Source organism: Maledivibacter halophilus (genome assembly GCF_900167445.1).
In the GTDB taxonomy this organism is placed as follows: Bacteria; Bacillota; Clostridia; order Peptostreptococcales; family Caminicellaceae; genus Maledivibacter; species Maledivibacter halophilus.
Map to the genome: position 1 here is coordinate 250,951 of NZ_FUZT01000002.1, position 14,712 is coordinate 265,662.

Annotated in this window: 13 protein-coding genes; 10 read left to right on the forward strand and 3 right to left on the reverse strand. The window is 29.6% G+C overall.

What is annotated here, in order from left to right:
- Positions 1-160: 160 nt before the first annotated feature.
- From B5X81_RS05100 to B5X81_RS05125, 6 genes are all read left to right on the forward strand, one after another.
- Positions 161-574 carry a bacteriohemerythrin gene (locus B5X81_RS05100; RefSeq protein ID WP_079489894.1) on the forward strand — a complete coding sequence of 138 codons (414 nt, stop codon included), beginning with the start codon at positions 161-163 and terminating at the stop codon, positions 572-574.
- Between the two features lie 133 nt (positions 575-707).
- Positions 708-1,388, forward strand: a complete 681-nt coding sequence (locus tag B5X81_RS05105; RefSeq protein WP_244282008.1) for a DUF4397 domain-containing protein — start codon at positions 708-710, stop codon at positions 1,386-1,388.
- Positions 1,389-2,239: 851 nt separating this feature from the next.
- Positions 2,240-4,060: an ABC transporter ATP-binding protein gene (locus B5X81_RS05110; protein WP_079489895.1), complete on the forward strand. Its 1,821-nt coding sequence runs from the start codon at positions 2,240-2,242 to the stop codon at positions 4,058-4,060.
- 25 nt (positions 4,061-4,085) lie between these two features.
- Positions 4,086-5,918 carry an ABC transporter ATP-binding protein gene (locus B5X81_RS05115; RefSeq protein ID WP_079489896.1) on the forward strand — a complete coding sequence of 611 codons (1,833 nt, stop codon included), beginning with the start codon at positions 4,086-4,088 and terminating at the stop codon, positions 5,916-5,918.
- Between the two features lie 117 nt (positions 5,919-6,035).
- Positions 6,036-7,052, forward strand: a complete 1,017-nt coding sequence (locus tag B5X81_RS05120; RefSeq protein WP_079489897.1) for a serine hydrolase domain-containing protein — start codon at positions 6,036-6,038, stop codon at positions 7,050-7,052.
- Between the two features lie 86 nt (positions 7,053-7,138).
- Positions 7,139-7,888 carry a peptidylprolyl isomerase gene (locus tag B5X81_RS05125; protein WP_079489898.1) on the forward strand — a complete coding sequence of 250 codons (750 nt, stop codon included), beginning with the start codon at positions 7,139-7,141 and terminating at the stop codon, positions 7,886-7,888.
- 104 nt (positions 7,889-7,992) lie between these two features.
- On the opposite strand, the gene B5X81_RS05130 is transcribed toward B5X81_RS05125, so the two are convergent.
- Both B5X81_RS05130 and B5X81_RS05135 read right to left on the reverse strand, forming a co-directional pair.
- Positions 7,993-9,174, reverse strand: a complete 1,182-nt coding sequence (locus B5X81_RS05130; RefSeq protein ID WP_079489899.1) for an FprA family A-type flavoprotein — start codon at positions 9,172-9,174, stop codon at positions 7,993-7,995.
- Positions 9,175-9,616: 442 nt separating this feature from the next.
- Positions 9,617-10,474, reverse strand: a complete 858-nt coding sequence (locus tag B5X81_RS05135) for an AraC family transcriptional regulator (protein WP_170917288.1) — start codon at positions 10,472-10,474, stop codon at positions 9,617-9,619.
- A gap of 236 nt (positions 10,475-10,710) precedes the next feature.
- Here B5X81_RS05135 and B5X81_RS05140 point away from each other — a divergent pair, with 236 nt between their 5' ends.
- The gene (locus B5X81_RS05140) at positions 10,711-11,076 is read left to right on the forward strand and encodes a carboxymuconolactone decarboxylase family protein (RefSeq protein ID WP_079489901.1); all 366 of its coding nucleotides are present in this window, start codon (positions 10,711-10,713) and stop codon (positions 11,074-11,076) included.
- Positions 11,077-11,471: 395 nt separating this feature from the next.
- The gene (locus tag B5X81_RS05145) at positions 11,472-12,023 is read left to right on the forward strand and encodes a hemerythrin domain-containing protein (RefSeq protein ID WP_079489902.1); all 552 of its coding nucleotides are present in this window, start codon (positions 11,472-11,474) and stop codon (positions 12,021-12,023) included.
- Between the two features lie 48 nt (positions 12,024-12,071).
- Here B5X81_RS05145 and B5X81_RS05150 read toward each other — a convergent pair whose 3' ends face one another.
- Positions 12,072-12,257, reverse strand: coding sequence for a DUF1858 domain-containing protein (locus B5X81_RS05150; RefSeq protein ID WP_079489903.1), 186 nt, complete (start codon positions 12,255-12,257; stop codon positions 12,072-12,074).
- A gap of 526 nt (positions 12,258-12,783) precedes the next feature.
- Here B5X81_RS05150 and B5X81_RS05155 point away from each other — a divergent pair.
- Both B5X81_RS05155 and B5X81_RS05160 read left to right on the forward strand, forming a co-directional pair.
- Entirely contained in the window at positions 12,784-13,236 is a 453-nt protein-coding gene (locus tag B5X81_RS05155) for an S-ribosylhomocysteine lyase (protein ID WP_280175245.1), read from the forward strand.
- A 96-nt stretch (positions 13,237-13,332) separates the two neighbouring features.
- Positions 13,333-14,688 carry a sigma 54-interacting transcriptional regulator gene (locus tag B5X81_RS05160; protein WP_208984990.1) on the forward strand — a complete coding sequence of 452 codons (1,356 nt, stop codon included), beginning with the start codon at positions 13,333-13,335 and terminating at the stop codon, positions 14,686-14,688.
- The last annotated feature ends 24 nt before the right edge of the window (positions 14,689-14,712 follow it).

Sequence of the window (14,712 nt, forward strand, 5' to 3'; positions counted from 1 at the left end):
GGCATATAATATTATGCCTCTATAATTATTATTTTAATAAGGATAGACAACTTTAAGGTTTAATAAATTTGAAATAGAAATGTTGTTTCACTATATAGTTTAAAGATTATTAAAATGGGTAAATAGAAATTGTAAAGCTAAGGTTTAAGGGGGATAAAAAATGTTTAAATGGAAAGATGAGTATTCATGTAATATCAACGAAATAGATAACCAACATAAGAAATTACTGGAAATAGGCTTGAAATTATCAAATATAATAAAAGACAAAAATGATTTAGATCACTATGATGAGATTATTGAAGTATTAAGAGAATTAAAGGAATATACAATTTATCATTTTAAATACGAAGAAGATTTGATGCACAGGCATGGTTATAAAGAGTTAAATGGGCATAGATTAACCCATGAAATATTTGTTAATAAAATTATTGAAATTGAAAATAAAGATATAGATGAAAATCAACAAAAAGTAACTATTGAAATTCTTACATTTATTGCTGATTGGATTGAAAACCATATTTTAAAAGTTGATCATATGTATAAAGACTTTTTAAATGAAAAGGGAGTTTTTTAATATTTTGTTTTAAAAAATCTGCCAAAAATCTGGCTTTAGTAGATTTTATTTTTTGTAACATTTCCAAAACCCTCGAATATTTTATTAGTAAGTGATTAAATATTATTCTAAAAGCATTTTTAGGGGGTTGAAAATGTATAATTTTTATGATTTTTGGCAGATGAATCCATATAGAATGGACTTTTTTAGAAGAGCTCCTATACCTATAGATACTACCTATGTTCGAATTTTCCATGCATCACCTGATGCACCACCTGTTGATGTATACCTAAACAATAGACCAGTAGTTTCAAATTTGGAGTATAGAAGCTTTACAGAATATCTTCCAGTGTCACCTGGAGTATATAATGTAAAAGTATTTCCAGCTGGAGCGACTAGGAATCCAGTTATAAATACTAATATTAATGTGCCGTCAAATACCATTCTTACAGTTGCAGCTATTAATAAACTTGAAGATATAGCTTTATATGCTATAGAGGATACACCTATGCCTGTACCGGGTGATAAGGTATATCTGAGATTCGGTCATCTGTCTCCAAATGCGCCTAGTGTTGATATTAGGTTGCCAAATGGAAATAATGTATTTAGAGATGTAGAATATAAAGAAATTACTGACTATAAGTTATTGGATCCAGGAACATATACTTTAGATGTTTATGGAGCCGGAACAGATAAAAGAGTATTACATGTTCCAAACATAAATTTAAAACCCAATAGATTCTATACGGTGTATGCTATAGGTCTAGTAGGAGAAAAGCCACCGCTGCAGGTAGTTATTCCTTTGGATGGTAACTCATATATAAAAGTTAGATAACAAAGAGTGAAGTAAATCGGTAATAATCTAATAAATTAAATACGGCAAAGGGGCCTGTACGTTTAACACATATTTTTACTGGTGTGTTTAGGCGTTTGGTCCTTTGTTGTTTTTTGGTCAGTAAAGAACCACCAGAAGCCCTATAATTTATGATTTTGAACTCCAAAACTTTTCTTTAGTCATTCAATTCAAATATTACAGAATTATTACAATTTACAAAATTAGTTGTAAATATTACCAATAAATAATATACTATATATGCAAATAAAATTTTACGATAGGAGGTCGTGTTGATGAAAGTTATAAGATTAATTAGTTGGAATGGCAGCAGAGATTCTTTTACAATTTATACAATGAATACACGACCTAGGACTATCAGTATTAATTATTAGAGCTTTGTAACAATCCAATAATTGATAAAGTATAGCCATAGGTGTGTATATTATAGCCTATGGCTTTTATTTTACACATTGATAAACAAGTTTAAAGATTAATAAATTTCAAAGAAAAAATGTATAAGCGTTCATTTTTTTCTTTAAAATTTATCTTAAGTTTTAGTGTTGTTTATCTATAGATATTCCAGTAAAATAATTAATTTATACATATTAAATTTTACTGTTGGAAATCTATATAGTTAGTAATAATAATGTGTCTATATAAAAATTATCATTTTTAATACACTAATAGATTAAAGCCATGGGTTATTAACTGCCTCTGGCTTTTTATTTTGCAACTAAAAGAGCGTCATAAGACGTCTCTATACTTGGCTAAAGGAGGTAGAAAATGGTGGTTAGAATTTAAAAGAGTTTTTTACAGAAGAAACATTATGACAGAATTTATGGAGGTAAAAAATGAAAAAGATAAAGCTTTTACTAAAGTTTATGGAGGGAAATAGATTATTATATTTTGGAGCAGTATTAGCTATAGGATTATCTACGTGTTTTGAAATATTAATTCCCCTTGTTTTAAAATTTACAATAGATTCTATCATAGGGGATCAACCTATGGAAATTCCTAATTGGATATGGAATTTTATACATGCAAATGGTGGTAGAGCTTTGCTTTTACACAATTTATGGATTATTGGAGCTTTTATAATAATATTAACAGTTATAAATGGTATTTTTTTATATCTAAAGGGAAAGTGGTCTGCTGTGGCAGCTGAATCTGTTGCTAAAAATATTAGAGAAAGATTATATAATCATTTGCAGCATTTGCCCTTTGATTATCATACTAAAGTAGAAACAGGAGAATTGATACAAAGATGTACATCAGATGTTGAAACTATACGTAGGTTTTTATCTATTCAATTTATAGAAATTGGTAGGGTGATTTTCATATTAATATTTTCTCTATGGGTTATGGCTTCATTAAATGGAACTATGACTTTAGTTGCGGTATCATTAATTCCAATAGTTTTGTTTTTTACTTTGATATTTTTTTTCAAAGTGAAAAAAGCCTTTAAAATATCCGATGAATGTGAAGCAAGACTGTCAACTGTATTACAGGAAAATTTAAGTGGAGTAAGGGTTGTTAGAGCCTTTGCAAGGCAAAAACATGAAATAGATAAATTTTATAAAAAAAATTCAGAATATAGAGATGCAACCTATAAATTAATACGTTTACTTGCCTGGTTTTGGTCGTCTTCAGATTTTCTCTGTTTCCTTCAAATAGGAGCAGTATTGGTATTTGGAGTATATCTTGTAGTTAATGGACTAATAACTTTAGGAACCCTTGTTGTATTTATTAGCTATGAAAGGAAATTAATATTTCCAATAAGACAGCTTGGAAGGATACTTACCGATTTAGGTAAATCTTTAGTATCCTTAGAGCGTATAAATGAAATATTAGAAAACGAAATAGAAGATGGATTAGATAAAGGGAAAAAACCAGATATAAAGGGAAATATAGAATTTAAAAATGTTTCTTTTGGATACGACGAGGATAGAAATATACTTAACAATATTTCATTTAAAGTAAAAGCAGGACAGACAATTGCAATACTAGGTTCTACTGGTAGTGGCAAGACATCCTTAGTTAATCTTTTATTGAGATTATATGATTACAAAGAGGGACATATAAAGATTGATGGAATAGAACTAAAGGAAATAAATAAAAAATGGCTTAGACAGCAAATTGGCATAGTTTTACAAGAACCATTCTTATATTCTAAAACAATAAAAGAAAATATAGGAATTACTAAAAAAAATATAAAAGAAAAGGATGTATTTGAAGCTTCAAAGATTGCAGCAATACATGATGTAATATTAGATTTTGAAAACGGCTATGAAACTACTGTAGGGGAGAGAGGAGTAACTCTTTCAGGAGGTCAAAAACAGCGTGTGGCAATTGCTAGAACAATAGTTAGAAATTCAAGGGTTTTAATATTTGATGATTCATTAAGTGCCGTTGACAGTGAGACAGATTTAGCTATTAGAAGGTCTTTAAAGAGAATGAAAAATAAAGTTACTACATTTATTATATCCCATCGTATTAGTACTTTATCTGATGCAGATATCATTTTAGTTCTTGAGGATGGAAAAATAGTACAGTCAGGAAAGCATGATAAGCTAATTAAGGAGAATGGACTGTATAAACGTATTTGGACAATTCAGAATTCCCTTGAAGAAGAATTGGAAAAAGAAGCAATGGGCTCGGCCCCTGTAGCTTAAGGGAAATAGGAAAGGATAGATGTAAATGAGTACAATTAAGGAACAGAATTATAATAAAGGATTTGACATAGAGCTTTGGAAAAAACTATTAAGATTTGCAAAACCATATAAAAGGAATTTAATTTTAATTGGAGTCATGATGATAATATTAGCCAGTGTAGATGTAATATTTCCAATGCTTACAAAATATGCAATAGATAATTTTATAGTTCCACAGCAACTCGAAGGATTAAAAATATTTGTTTTGTGGTATATTTTATTAATTATTTGTCAGTCAATTTTTGTTTGGATATTTATAGAACAAGCAGCAAAAGTAGAGGTAGGTATATGCTACGATATTAGAAAATTAGGATTTAAAAGATTGCAGGAGCTGTCATTTTCATATTTCGATAGAACACAGATAGGGTGGATAATGGCAAGAATGACCTCTGATACACAAAGATTAGGAGATACAATTTCATGGGGCATAGTTGACCTTGTGTGGGGAACTGCAATGATGATTATAGTATCCTGTGTAATGCTTTTTATGAATTTTAAACTGGCTTTAATAGCATTAATAGTTATTCCCTTTTTAGCAATTGTAAGTTCTTATTTTCAGAAGAAGATATTGAAGGCTTTTAGAAAGGTAAGGAAAACAAATTCTCGTATAACCGGTTCCTTTAATGAAGGTATAATGGGTGCTAAAACTACCAAAACATTAGTTAGAGAAGAAAAAAATCTAGAAGAATTTAGTGAAATTGCTGGTAAAATGTATCGTTCATCTGTTAGAGCTGCTATTTTTTCTTCACTTTATCTACCAGTGGCTATAACATTGGGAAGTATAGGAACTGCCATGGTTTTATGGCGTGGGGGAGAAGGTGTAATATTAGGAAATCTAAGCTATGGTGCTCTTGTTGCATTTATAACCTTTACAATACAATTTTTTGAACCTGTTAGGGAGCTAGCAAGGATATTTGCTGAACTTCAATCGGCTCAAGCTTCGGCTGAAAGGATCATTTCTATGATTGAGACTGAGCCTGATATTAAGGATGACTCAGAAATAGTTAAGGTTTATGGTGATGTATTCAGTCCCCATAAGGAAAATTGGGCTAATATGAAGGGGAATATTACCTTTAACAATGTGTCATTTGCCTATAATGAAGGAGAAAAGGTTTTGGAAAAATTTGACTTAAATGTCAAATCAGGTGAGACAATTGCTCTGGTTGGGGAAACAGGATCAGGGAAAAGTACAATAGTGAATTTGGCTTGTCGCTTTTATGAACCGACTAAAGGTGAAATATTGATAGATGGAGTTGACTATCGAAAAAGATCATTATTGTGGCTTCATTCTAACTTAGGCTATGTTTTACAAACTCCCCATCTATTTAGTGGAACAATAAAGGAAAATATACTCTATGGGCGATTAGGCGCAACAGATGAAGAAGTTATAAGAGCATGTAAACTGGTTAATGCTCATAATTTTATAATGAAGATGAAAGGTGGATATCATTCTCAGGTCGGAGAAGGAGGGGGACGTTTATCTACTGGAGAAAAGCAATTAATATCCTTTGCAAGGGCCATATTAGCTGATCCTAAAATATTTGTACTGGATGAAGCCACTTCTTCAGTTGATACTGAAACTGAGATGCTTATACAAAAAGCCATTGAAAAGGTATTAATGGGCAGAACCAGTTTTATAATTGCTCATAGGCTTTCTACTATTCGTTTAGCTGACAGAATTTTAGTTATTAGCAAGGGCAAGGTTGTAGAAGAAGGAAACCACTATCAGTTAATTAAAAGAAGGGGATATTATTATAGGCTGTATACAAATCAGTTTATGGATGAACAGGAATCTATGATGCTTCATAAAAGTAGCTAAACTCTTTAGGGTCAAAACTTAAAAGTCAGCCAATGACTAATAGATGATAGCTAACAGTAAATTGGCTGAAACTTTAGGACGTAAATAGATATAAACCTAAAACCAGGAGGAATAAAAATGAGACTAGATTCGATTATGATAGAAAAGATTATTGAGAAACATAATAATTTTTCAGGTGTTGTATTTGCAATGGAAAAAGGAAAAACAGTTTTTGAGAGTGGGTTTGGATATGCAAACAAAAGTGAACTTATTGCAAATACCATAGATACGAGATTTGGTATTGCTTCAGGCTGTAAGCTGTTTACATCAATAGCTATATGTCAGTTAGTCGAAAAAGGTATAATTTCTTTCGATACATATCTAAAGGATTGTGTAGATATTGATTTTTCAAACTTTAATCCAAATATCACAGTTCACCACTTATTAACTCATAGCTCTGGTATTCCAGATTATTTCGATGAAGAAATAATGAATGATTTTTCAGAACTGTGGAAAGATAGACCTATGTATAATATAAGACAACCAAAAGACTTCTTGTCAATGTTTCAAAATAGAAATATGGAGTTTGGACCAGGAGAGAAGTTTAAATATAATAATGCTGGATTTATTGTACTTGGACTAATTGTTGAGAAAAACACGGGAATGGAGTTTACAGAGTATGTACAGAAGAATATTTTTGAGCCATGTGGAATGATACACTCAGGATATTTTCCTCTAGATCAATTGCCAAAGGGTACGGCATATGGCTATATTAAAGATAAGTTAGGTAACTGGAAAACGAATATATATTCTTTACCTATTATTGGTGGACCTGACGGAGGAGCTTTTACAACTGCTAAGAATATATTGGAACTATGGAAAGGGATTTTTGATTATAGAATATTGAGTAAAAAAGTAACTGATAAAATGCTAAAACCCCATATTCAAGTAAATGGAAACTTCTATTATGGATATGGTATGTGGATAATAAAAGAAGGTGAAGACATATTTAAATACTATATTATGGGAGAAGACCCAGGTGTAAGTATGATGTCCTCTATATATCCTAAAAGAGATATTAACGTAACAGTGATTGGAAATACTGAATTTGGAACTTGGGATATTGCACGGGAAATTCAAGATTTGATTAAATGAATTTTCACGAAAATATAGAAAAAATGGACATAATGTATAATTTCTGTTATCATAGCCATAGACTAAGAAAAAAAGGAGAGTAATATATGAGTGAAAACAAAGTTTTAGCAACAGTTAATGGAAAGCAAATAACAGAAATGGATGTAAATGCACTTTTACAAAATGTTATAGCTCAAGGTAATCAAAATTTTAACAGTGAGCAAGGTAGACAACAAATATTAGATGAATTAATTAATCAGGAATTATTTTATCTAGATGCAGTAGATAATGATTTTGATAAAGAAGAAGCATTTAAAAAAGAATTAGAAATTAATAAGGCTAATATTTTAAAACAATATGCTTTAAGAAAACTTTTAACATCAGTGAAAGTAGAAGAAGATGAAGTTGTTAGCTATTACAATAACAATAAAGAAAGCTTTAAAAATCCTGAGACTGTTAAAGCTAGCCATATACTTGTTAAGACTGAAGAAGAAGCAAATAAAACAATTGAAGAAATTCAAAATGGATTATCCTTTGAAAAGGCAGCTGAAAAATATTCTACATGTCCATCTAAGGCAAGAGGTGGCGATTTAGGTTTCTTTGCCAAGGGACAAATGGTTCCAGAGTTTGAAAATGCTGCATTTAACATGGGAAAAGGAGAAATGAGTGATCCTGTAAAAACTCAGTTTGGATATCATATTATAAAGCTGGTAGACAAAAAAGCGACATCTGAAAGCAGCTTTGAACAAGTTCAAGACCAAATAAGACAATTTTTATTAGGGAAAAAACAAAACAGTTTATATATAGACAAAACTACAGAATTAAGAAATAAATATGATGTAAAAATCAATGAGTAATAAGAAATATAAAAAAACAGACTCCTAGAAATTTTTTCTAAGGGTCTGTTTTGTATTTTAAAGAACTATGAAAATATCCTGAAAGTTTAGAAATAGACGCTTTTTTAAATATTTTTAGCAAATTCCTTACCAAATTCTAAACACTCTTTTAATGTTTCTTCAGAAGGGAAGAATTTTTTTGAAAGTGGTTCAAATGGAACTTTAAAGCTCATTTGTTTCAAAAGAGTTTGAGCCATTTTAATACCTTCGCCACTCCATCCATAGGATCCAAATACTCCTGCTACTTTACCCATATTTGCCATTGGATCTATAACCGAGAGGACATCCCACATAGGCTTAACCATAGTTTTATTGATAGTTGGGGATCCTAAAATAAGTCCTTTAGAGTTATTAATTATCAAATGAATTTTAGCAATATCTTCATTTTCAATATCCAAGTATTCAACCTTAACACCTTCAGATTCTAGACCTTCTTTGATTTTTTCTGCCATTTGCATAGTATTTGTGTAGGCTGATAAGTAAAGTAATGCCACTTGTTTTTGATTTCTATTTTCTACAGCATTAGTTGACCATTCAAAATACTTTTCAATGTTATAGCTTGGATTTTCTGAAAGTATAGGACCATGGGAAGTAAGTATAGTATCTATTTCAAAATCCTTAACCTTATTTATTGCATTTAAAACATGCTGTGCAAAGGGTTCTACTATAGATTCATAATAATGCTTGAGAGATTTTTTATATTCGTCCTTGTGAACATCCTTAGGATCAACTGAACTATAATGTGAACCAAAAGCGTCACAAGTAAATAATACTTTTTCAGCTTCATCGTAAACAAACATTGTGTCTGACCAATGTAAAAATGGAGCTGTAATGAATTTTAATTTTTTGCTACCGATATCAAGAGTTTCACCATCTTTTATTATATGACAATTAAAATCTCCATTAATTTGTTCTTTTAGAAAAATACTAGCGGCTTTAGTACAATAAATAACTATGTTTGGATTAATCTCAAGAATATATTTTAAGCTTCCTGAGTGATCAGGTTCAGTATGATTAATGATTACATAATCTAGTTTTTTAATGTCCACTAATTTGCTAAGTTTTTCAATAAATTCACCTTTAAAATTAGGTTTTACAGTATCAATCAAAACTTTTTTCTCGTCATCAATAAAATATGAGTTATATGTTGACCCATATTCAGTTTCCATTATAATATCAAATACTTCTAAACCCGGATCTAAAACACCAGTCCAATATATATTCCCTTTTATGTTAAAAGTATCCATACAATATACACCTCCTAGAATATTTAAAGCCTCAAGGCAATTGGTTTTCATTATCATTAATTAAATTATACCCTAATTAAAATTATAAAAACATTATTTTAATAATTTTTTCACATATTTAGAATACCATAAATCAGAGTTAAATGCTAATGATTAAACTAAAATATATTGCAAAAATAGTTTTGTATAATAATATAGTGAAACAATGGGAAAATACAAATATGAAACATTAGAATCTATTTCAAAATAAATGATTATAATATTAGTTTCTAATATTATAATCATTTATTTATATTTTTATTTAGCTGATAAGTATATTTTGAGTGATTATATTTTGACGAATGAGAGAACTTAATAAATATTTTTACATTTAGGACTGTTAATCTGTTGATTTTTTATAAGTTGAGTAATTTATGTTTAGAATAATGGTTTTAATATTATTCTATTTAATAGGAATGTAGATATCTATTTCAGAGTTTTCCGATTCTAAATCAAATCTTTCATCGTAAAGTTCAAAATCATGGGAAGGTGCAAGTTCATATCCAGATTTAGGTAACCATGTACTATAAATATATTCATAAGTATCACCTAGTGTATCTGATAATCCCCTATGGGTAAAAACAGCATATTTATTACTAGTAACTATTTCTCCAACCATACCTTTAGGAATTTCATTTAATGAATTTACTTCTACGCAAGCAATATATCCAAATTCACTCTCATTTGTCAAGTTTGAAACATATTCACAAACGCCTAAAGAAGTTTTGAGTTCCACTCTATTTTTTATTTCTTTTATTCTCTCAAAAAATTTTCTCCATAGATTAGGTATTTCATTGTTATTATTTGCTCCAAAATATTTTAAACCTATAACCTTAAATTCACTTTTTTCTACTATTTTTGGTTTCAAAGTTATACCTCCTTTAAGATGATTTAACCTAATTTCAGTTAATCTTTTTTTCTGCATTAAAATGAAATGCTTTTTATTTTTACGATACTTACCAGGTGTAATTCCATACATTTTTTTGAATGCTTTTGTGAAGGATTGTTGAGATTCAAACTGGTATTCAAGAGCTATATCAATGATTCTTTTATTGGTGTTTACAAGTTCATATGCAGCTTCTGTCAATCTTCGCTTTCTAATGTATTCCTTTATTGAACTTCCAACCATAGCACTAAAAATTCTATGGAAATGATACATAGAAAAATAAGCTTTGCTTGATATATCTTCTAGAGTTATTTTTGAAGTTAGATTTTCTTCAATATAATCTACGGCATCTTGTATTCTAGAATAGTAATCCATTGTATTACCTCCCGGAAGGTTATATATATATTTTACCAGTGTCAGAAAAAAATTTTTAATATTTTTTGCTATAGTCATTCCATATTAAAACTTAAAATAAATATTTCTTAAATCTGATATTAATCAGAGAATTGTATAAAGGTTTGAGGGTATCATATAGATACGATAGGTAAATTGATTTGCATATTAGGCAAAACGAAGGTAATTAATAAAATATAGGAAGAGGAGGAATTATTATGGATAGAAAAAAATTACAGGATGAATTTAAAGAAGAAATAGGTTTTGTACCGCCAGGAGTAATGGTATCTCAAAATTTTGGAGAAAACTTTCAAAAGATAATTTCAGATTACCATCATGAAATTTGGAGAGATGGTGTAATACCTTTAAAATATAGATATTTAATTGCACTGGCTACAGCAGTTTTTGATGAGAATGAAAAAAGAGCCAAGCTAGAAATGAATAAGGCAATAAAATATGGAGCAACAAAAGAAGAAATATTGGAAGTATTAAAGCAGCAGGTATGGATGAAGGGAGCACCAACCTTAGTTCAAATAGCACCACTTGTAAAGTATATGGAAAGCAAGATTAGCCAAAAAGACTAATAGTTACAAGTTCTATGTTCCAAGTTTTCGGGTCAACCTATTGAGTCTATTTAGAGAACTAGATAATATGAAAAGGGTTAATATTTTATTACATAAGTTTTTACACGTAAAAGAATGACAAAACAACTTGGAGCTCGAAACTTGCAACTTGAAATCAAAAAAGCATCCTAAAGACGCTTCTTTATCAAAGTCTTAACTCCTTTGAATTTGTTTCATTAAAATTGATTATATATATATATGTACAGGATAGGATTGAAAAATTAGTGATTTAGATATTGAAATAATTATGCCTTTTCGTGGATATATTATTAAGAAAGGATGGCAAAAAAATAACATATTACTTGAAAGATTGAAAAACGGAAAATTAAAAGATTATCAGTTTGGAGGTAAATATAATGGATGCTATAACGTTAATGATAGAGGAACATAAGAATATTAAAAAAGTACTTAGAGTGGCAAGAAAGCTATGCATTAATATTCTCAATAGAGGAGAAGTTAATTATGAAGCATTTAATATAGTTGTTGATTTTGTTAAAAATTATGCTGATAAACATCATCATAATAAAGAAGAAGATATTTTATTCAAAAAAATGTCGGAGGAACTAGGAGAAGAAATTGAAAGAGGTTCTATTTATGGTATGTTTGCAGAACATGATATGGGTAGATTATATATGAAGAATTTAGTAGAAGCTTTAGATAGGGTGAATAATGGAGATGACGATTCAAAGGTAGATATAATTGCCAATACAATATCTTATACCGACCTGCTCCATAGACATATTGATAAAGAAGACAATGCAATATATGAATTTGGTAAACGTAATCTTAGCATGGAAGCTATGTTGGAAGTTGAGGAAAGGTGTAGAGAAGTTGAAGATATAGCTAAAGAGAAAAATATTCAAAAAAAGTATATTAAGGCAATTGAAGAGTTAGAAAAAATGGTTTAGAATTAAATTAAGGGTAAACTGATTACCAGTCTACCCTTAAAATAACTTTTACTTATTTAAATCTTTTAAAAGAGCATCTAAATTAATGCCGTGTACCATAGATGCCTGCTCTAGAGATTCCATTTGAGCAGAGGGACAACCTATGCATCCCATTCCATATCTCATTAAAATTTCAGCAGATTCAGGCTTAGCTCTTAATAGTTCACCTATTAAAGTATCCTTAGTTATTTCCATATTAATATCCTCCTTAATATTTTTTGACCTCATGGATAAGTATTTTATTATTACCCACATTTTCAATATTAAAATAATATTTATAATTTGAATTGAAAGATTAAATAAAATTTTCAATCCAAATTTTATAAAGCTCATACAAAATATTTAAATTTAAATGACACTATTTAAGGACTTTTTATACAGACAATTAGCAACCTTCTATTTTAGTCTATTATCCTCATTTGCATTAATATTATTCATATTGTAACAGAACATATTGTCTAATTTTCCTAGACCTTTTCTATTATACCAGATTCTAGATTTTCGTAAAGTTTAAATTGAATGATAAATATAGATATGGGATTAAAAAATTTAACCTACTCCATTAGTCAATGAAAATATATAATTATAGTTTCTTTTTTATAGTTTTTTTATACTTCAGGTATTATATAATATATAATTTACTATAAAAGAATGTTCATTATAAATATTGAATATGGTAAACTAGATAATATGATAATAATATTAAATGGAGGGGTTGGATTTGAAAAAAGTAGTTGTTGAAAGTTTTACGATGGATCATACAAAGGTAAAGGCTCCCTTTGTCAGAAAATGCGGTTTAATAAAAACTCCAAAGGGAGATGTTATTACAAAATTTGACTTAAGGTTTACTCAACCTAATAAGGAAGCTATGCCTACAAGTGCAGTACATGCAATAGAACATCTACTAGCAGGTTTTATGCGAGAGGAAATAGAGGATGTAATAGATATTTCTCCTATGGGATGTAGAACAGGATTTTATCTAATTATAATAGGCGAAAAAGAAGAAAAAGACATTGCAAAGGCTCTTATAAAATCTTTGGAAAAGGTAACAGAAGCTAAAGAAATTCCAGCTGTAAATGAAATCCAATGTGGAAATTACAGAGATATGTCTTTATTTGGAGCCAAAGAATATGCTAAGTCGGTGCTAAACAGTTTGAAGGGAAAATATATATAAAATTGAATTATATACCTGTTATATTGAAATATTGTCTGGCTCCTTAATAAAGAAATAGAGGTGCTTGGTATGTTATTTTTAAACTCAACGATAGAAATGATATTAGATAATGTTAATGATGCTGTATGTATCGTTGACAAAAACTGCATAACGAGAATTTGGAACAAAAGAGCTGAGGAGATTCATGGTGTGACAAAGGATAAGGTACTGGGAAGACCAATAACTGATTTTTTCCCAACAGCTTTACTTCCGAAGGTAATAAGAGAAAAACGACCATATGTAGACGTATATAACAGTCCCAAAGAGGATTCCCATAATATTATTACTGCAAGACCACTTTATAGTGGGAATGAGCTTATTGGAGGAATAAGCTGTGACAGAGATATATCCGAATTAATTAAATTAACAGCTTTACTTGATAAAACTAAATTGGGATTGAAGGTCCTTGAAGAAGAGATTACAGCACTCAGCGAAAATAGATTTTCCTTTGATAGAATAGTTGGCCATAACATAGCATTTAGAGAAATAGTAAATCTATGTAAAAATATATCAAAATCCAATATAAATATAATTATAACTGGAGAAAGTGGAACGGGCAAAGAGGTTTTTGCCAGGGCAATTCATATAGAGAGTAGAAGAAAAGGTCATTTTATCCCAATAAATTGCAGTGCAATTCCTGAAGAACTAATGGAAAGTGAGTTGTTCGGATATGAGGGTGGTGCATTTACTGGAGCTTTAAGAAAAGGAAAGGTTGGGAAATTTGAGCTAGCCCATGAAGGAACCTTATTTCTTGATGAAATTGGAGATATGCCTTTATCTATGCAGCCAAAGATACTAAGAGTATTGGAAGATGGAATGATAACTAAAGTAGGTGGAACAAAGTCTGTAAAGGTTGATGTAAGAGTAGTTGCTGCAACAAATAAAGACTTGAAAAAAATGATGAAGGATGGATTGTTTAGAAAGGATTTATATTATAGATTAAATTCAATATTGATAAAGCTTCCGCCATTAAGAGAAAGAAAAGAAGATATACCCGATTTAATAAATGAATTTATAGAGCATTTTTGCATAACATATAGGTCTAACATTCCAGAAATACCATCACAAGTCATGGATGCACTGGTGAATTATGAGTGGGAAGGCAATATACGAGAACTTAAGAACATTATAGAGAGGATTGTTATATTAGTAAAAAACAATAAATCCGAAAAAATAGATATAGATTTTTTGCCTAGAAGTATCATTGAAAGCAATAAAGAACGAATAAAATGTGAAGAAGAAATCCTTGATTTAAATCATATTATCCATAGAGCTGAAAAAGAAGCAATTATAAATGCTATGAAGATATCTAAAGGAAATAAAGCAAAGGCTGCAAAGCTTTTAAATATCCCAAGAAGCACATTGTATTTTAAATTAGACAAACATAAATTAACCTGTTGTGCTGGCAAATGAAATATTAAAATCCATTATATAAGA

Bases quoted from the DNA above. Each gene is read 5' to 3' on its own strand.
- B5X81_RS05100 (WP_079489894.1), top strand. From the start codon at position 161: ATGTTTAAATGGAAAGATGAGTATTCATGTAATATCAACGAAATAGAT.
- B5X81_RS05105 (WP_244282008.1), top strand. From the start codon at position 708: ATGTATAATTTTTATGATTTTTGGCAGATGAATCCATATAGAATGGAC.
- B5X81_RS05110 (WP_079489895.1), top strand. From the start codon at position 2,240: ATGAAAAAGATAAAGCTTTTACTAAAGTTTATGGAGGGAAATAGATTA.
- B5X81_RS05115 (WP_079489896.1), top strand. From the start codon at position 4,086: ATGAGTACAATTAAGGAACAGAATTATAATAAAGGATTTGACATAGAG.
- B5X81_RS05120 (WP_079489897.1), top strand. From the start codon at position 6,036: ATGAGACTAGATTCGATTATGATAGAAAAGATTATTGAGAAACATAAT.
- B5X81_RS05125 (WP_079489898.1), top strand. From the start codon at position 7,139: ATGAGTGAAAACAAAGTTTTAGCAACAGTTAATGGAAAGCAAATAACA.
- B5X81_RS05130 (WP_079489899.1), bottom strand. From the start codon at position 9,174: ATGGATACTTTTAACATAAAAGGGAATATATATTGGACTGGTGTTTTA.
- B5X81_RS05135 (WP_170917288.1), bottom strand. From the start codon at position 10,474: ATGGATTACTATTCTAGAATACAAGATGCCGTAGATTATATTGAAGAA.
- B5X81_RS05140 (WP_079489901.1), top strand. From the start codon at position 10,711: ATGGATAGAAAAAAATTACAGGATGAATTTAAAGAAGAAATAGGTTTT.
- B5X81_RS05145 (WP_079489902.1), top strand. From the start codon at position 11,472: ATGGATGCTATAACGTTAATGATAGAGGAACATAAGAATATTAAAAAA.
- B5X81_RS05150 (WP_079489903.1), bottom strand. From the start codon at position 12,257: ATGGAAATAACTAAGGATACTTTAATAGGTGAACTATTAAGAGCTAAG.
- B5X81_RS05160 (WP_208984990.1), top strand. From the start codon at position 13,333: ATGATATTAGATAATGTTAATGATGCTGTATGTATCGTTGACAAAAAC.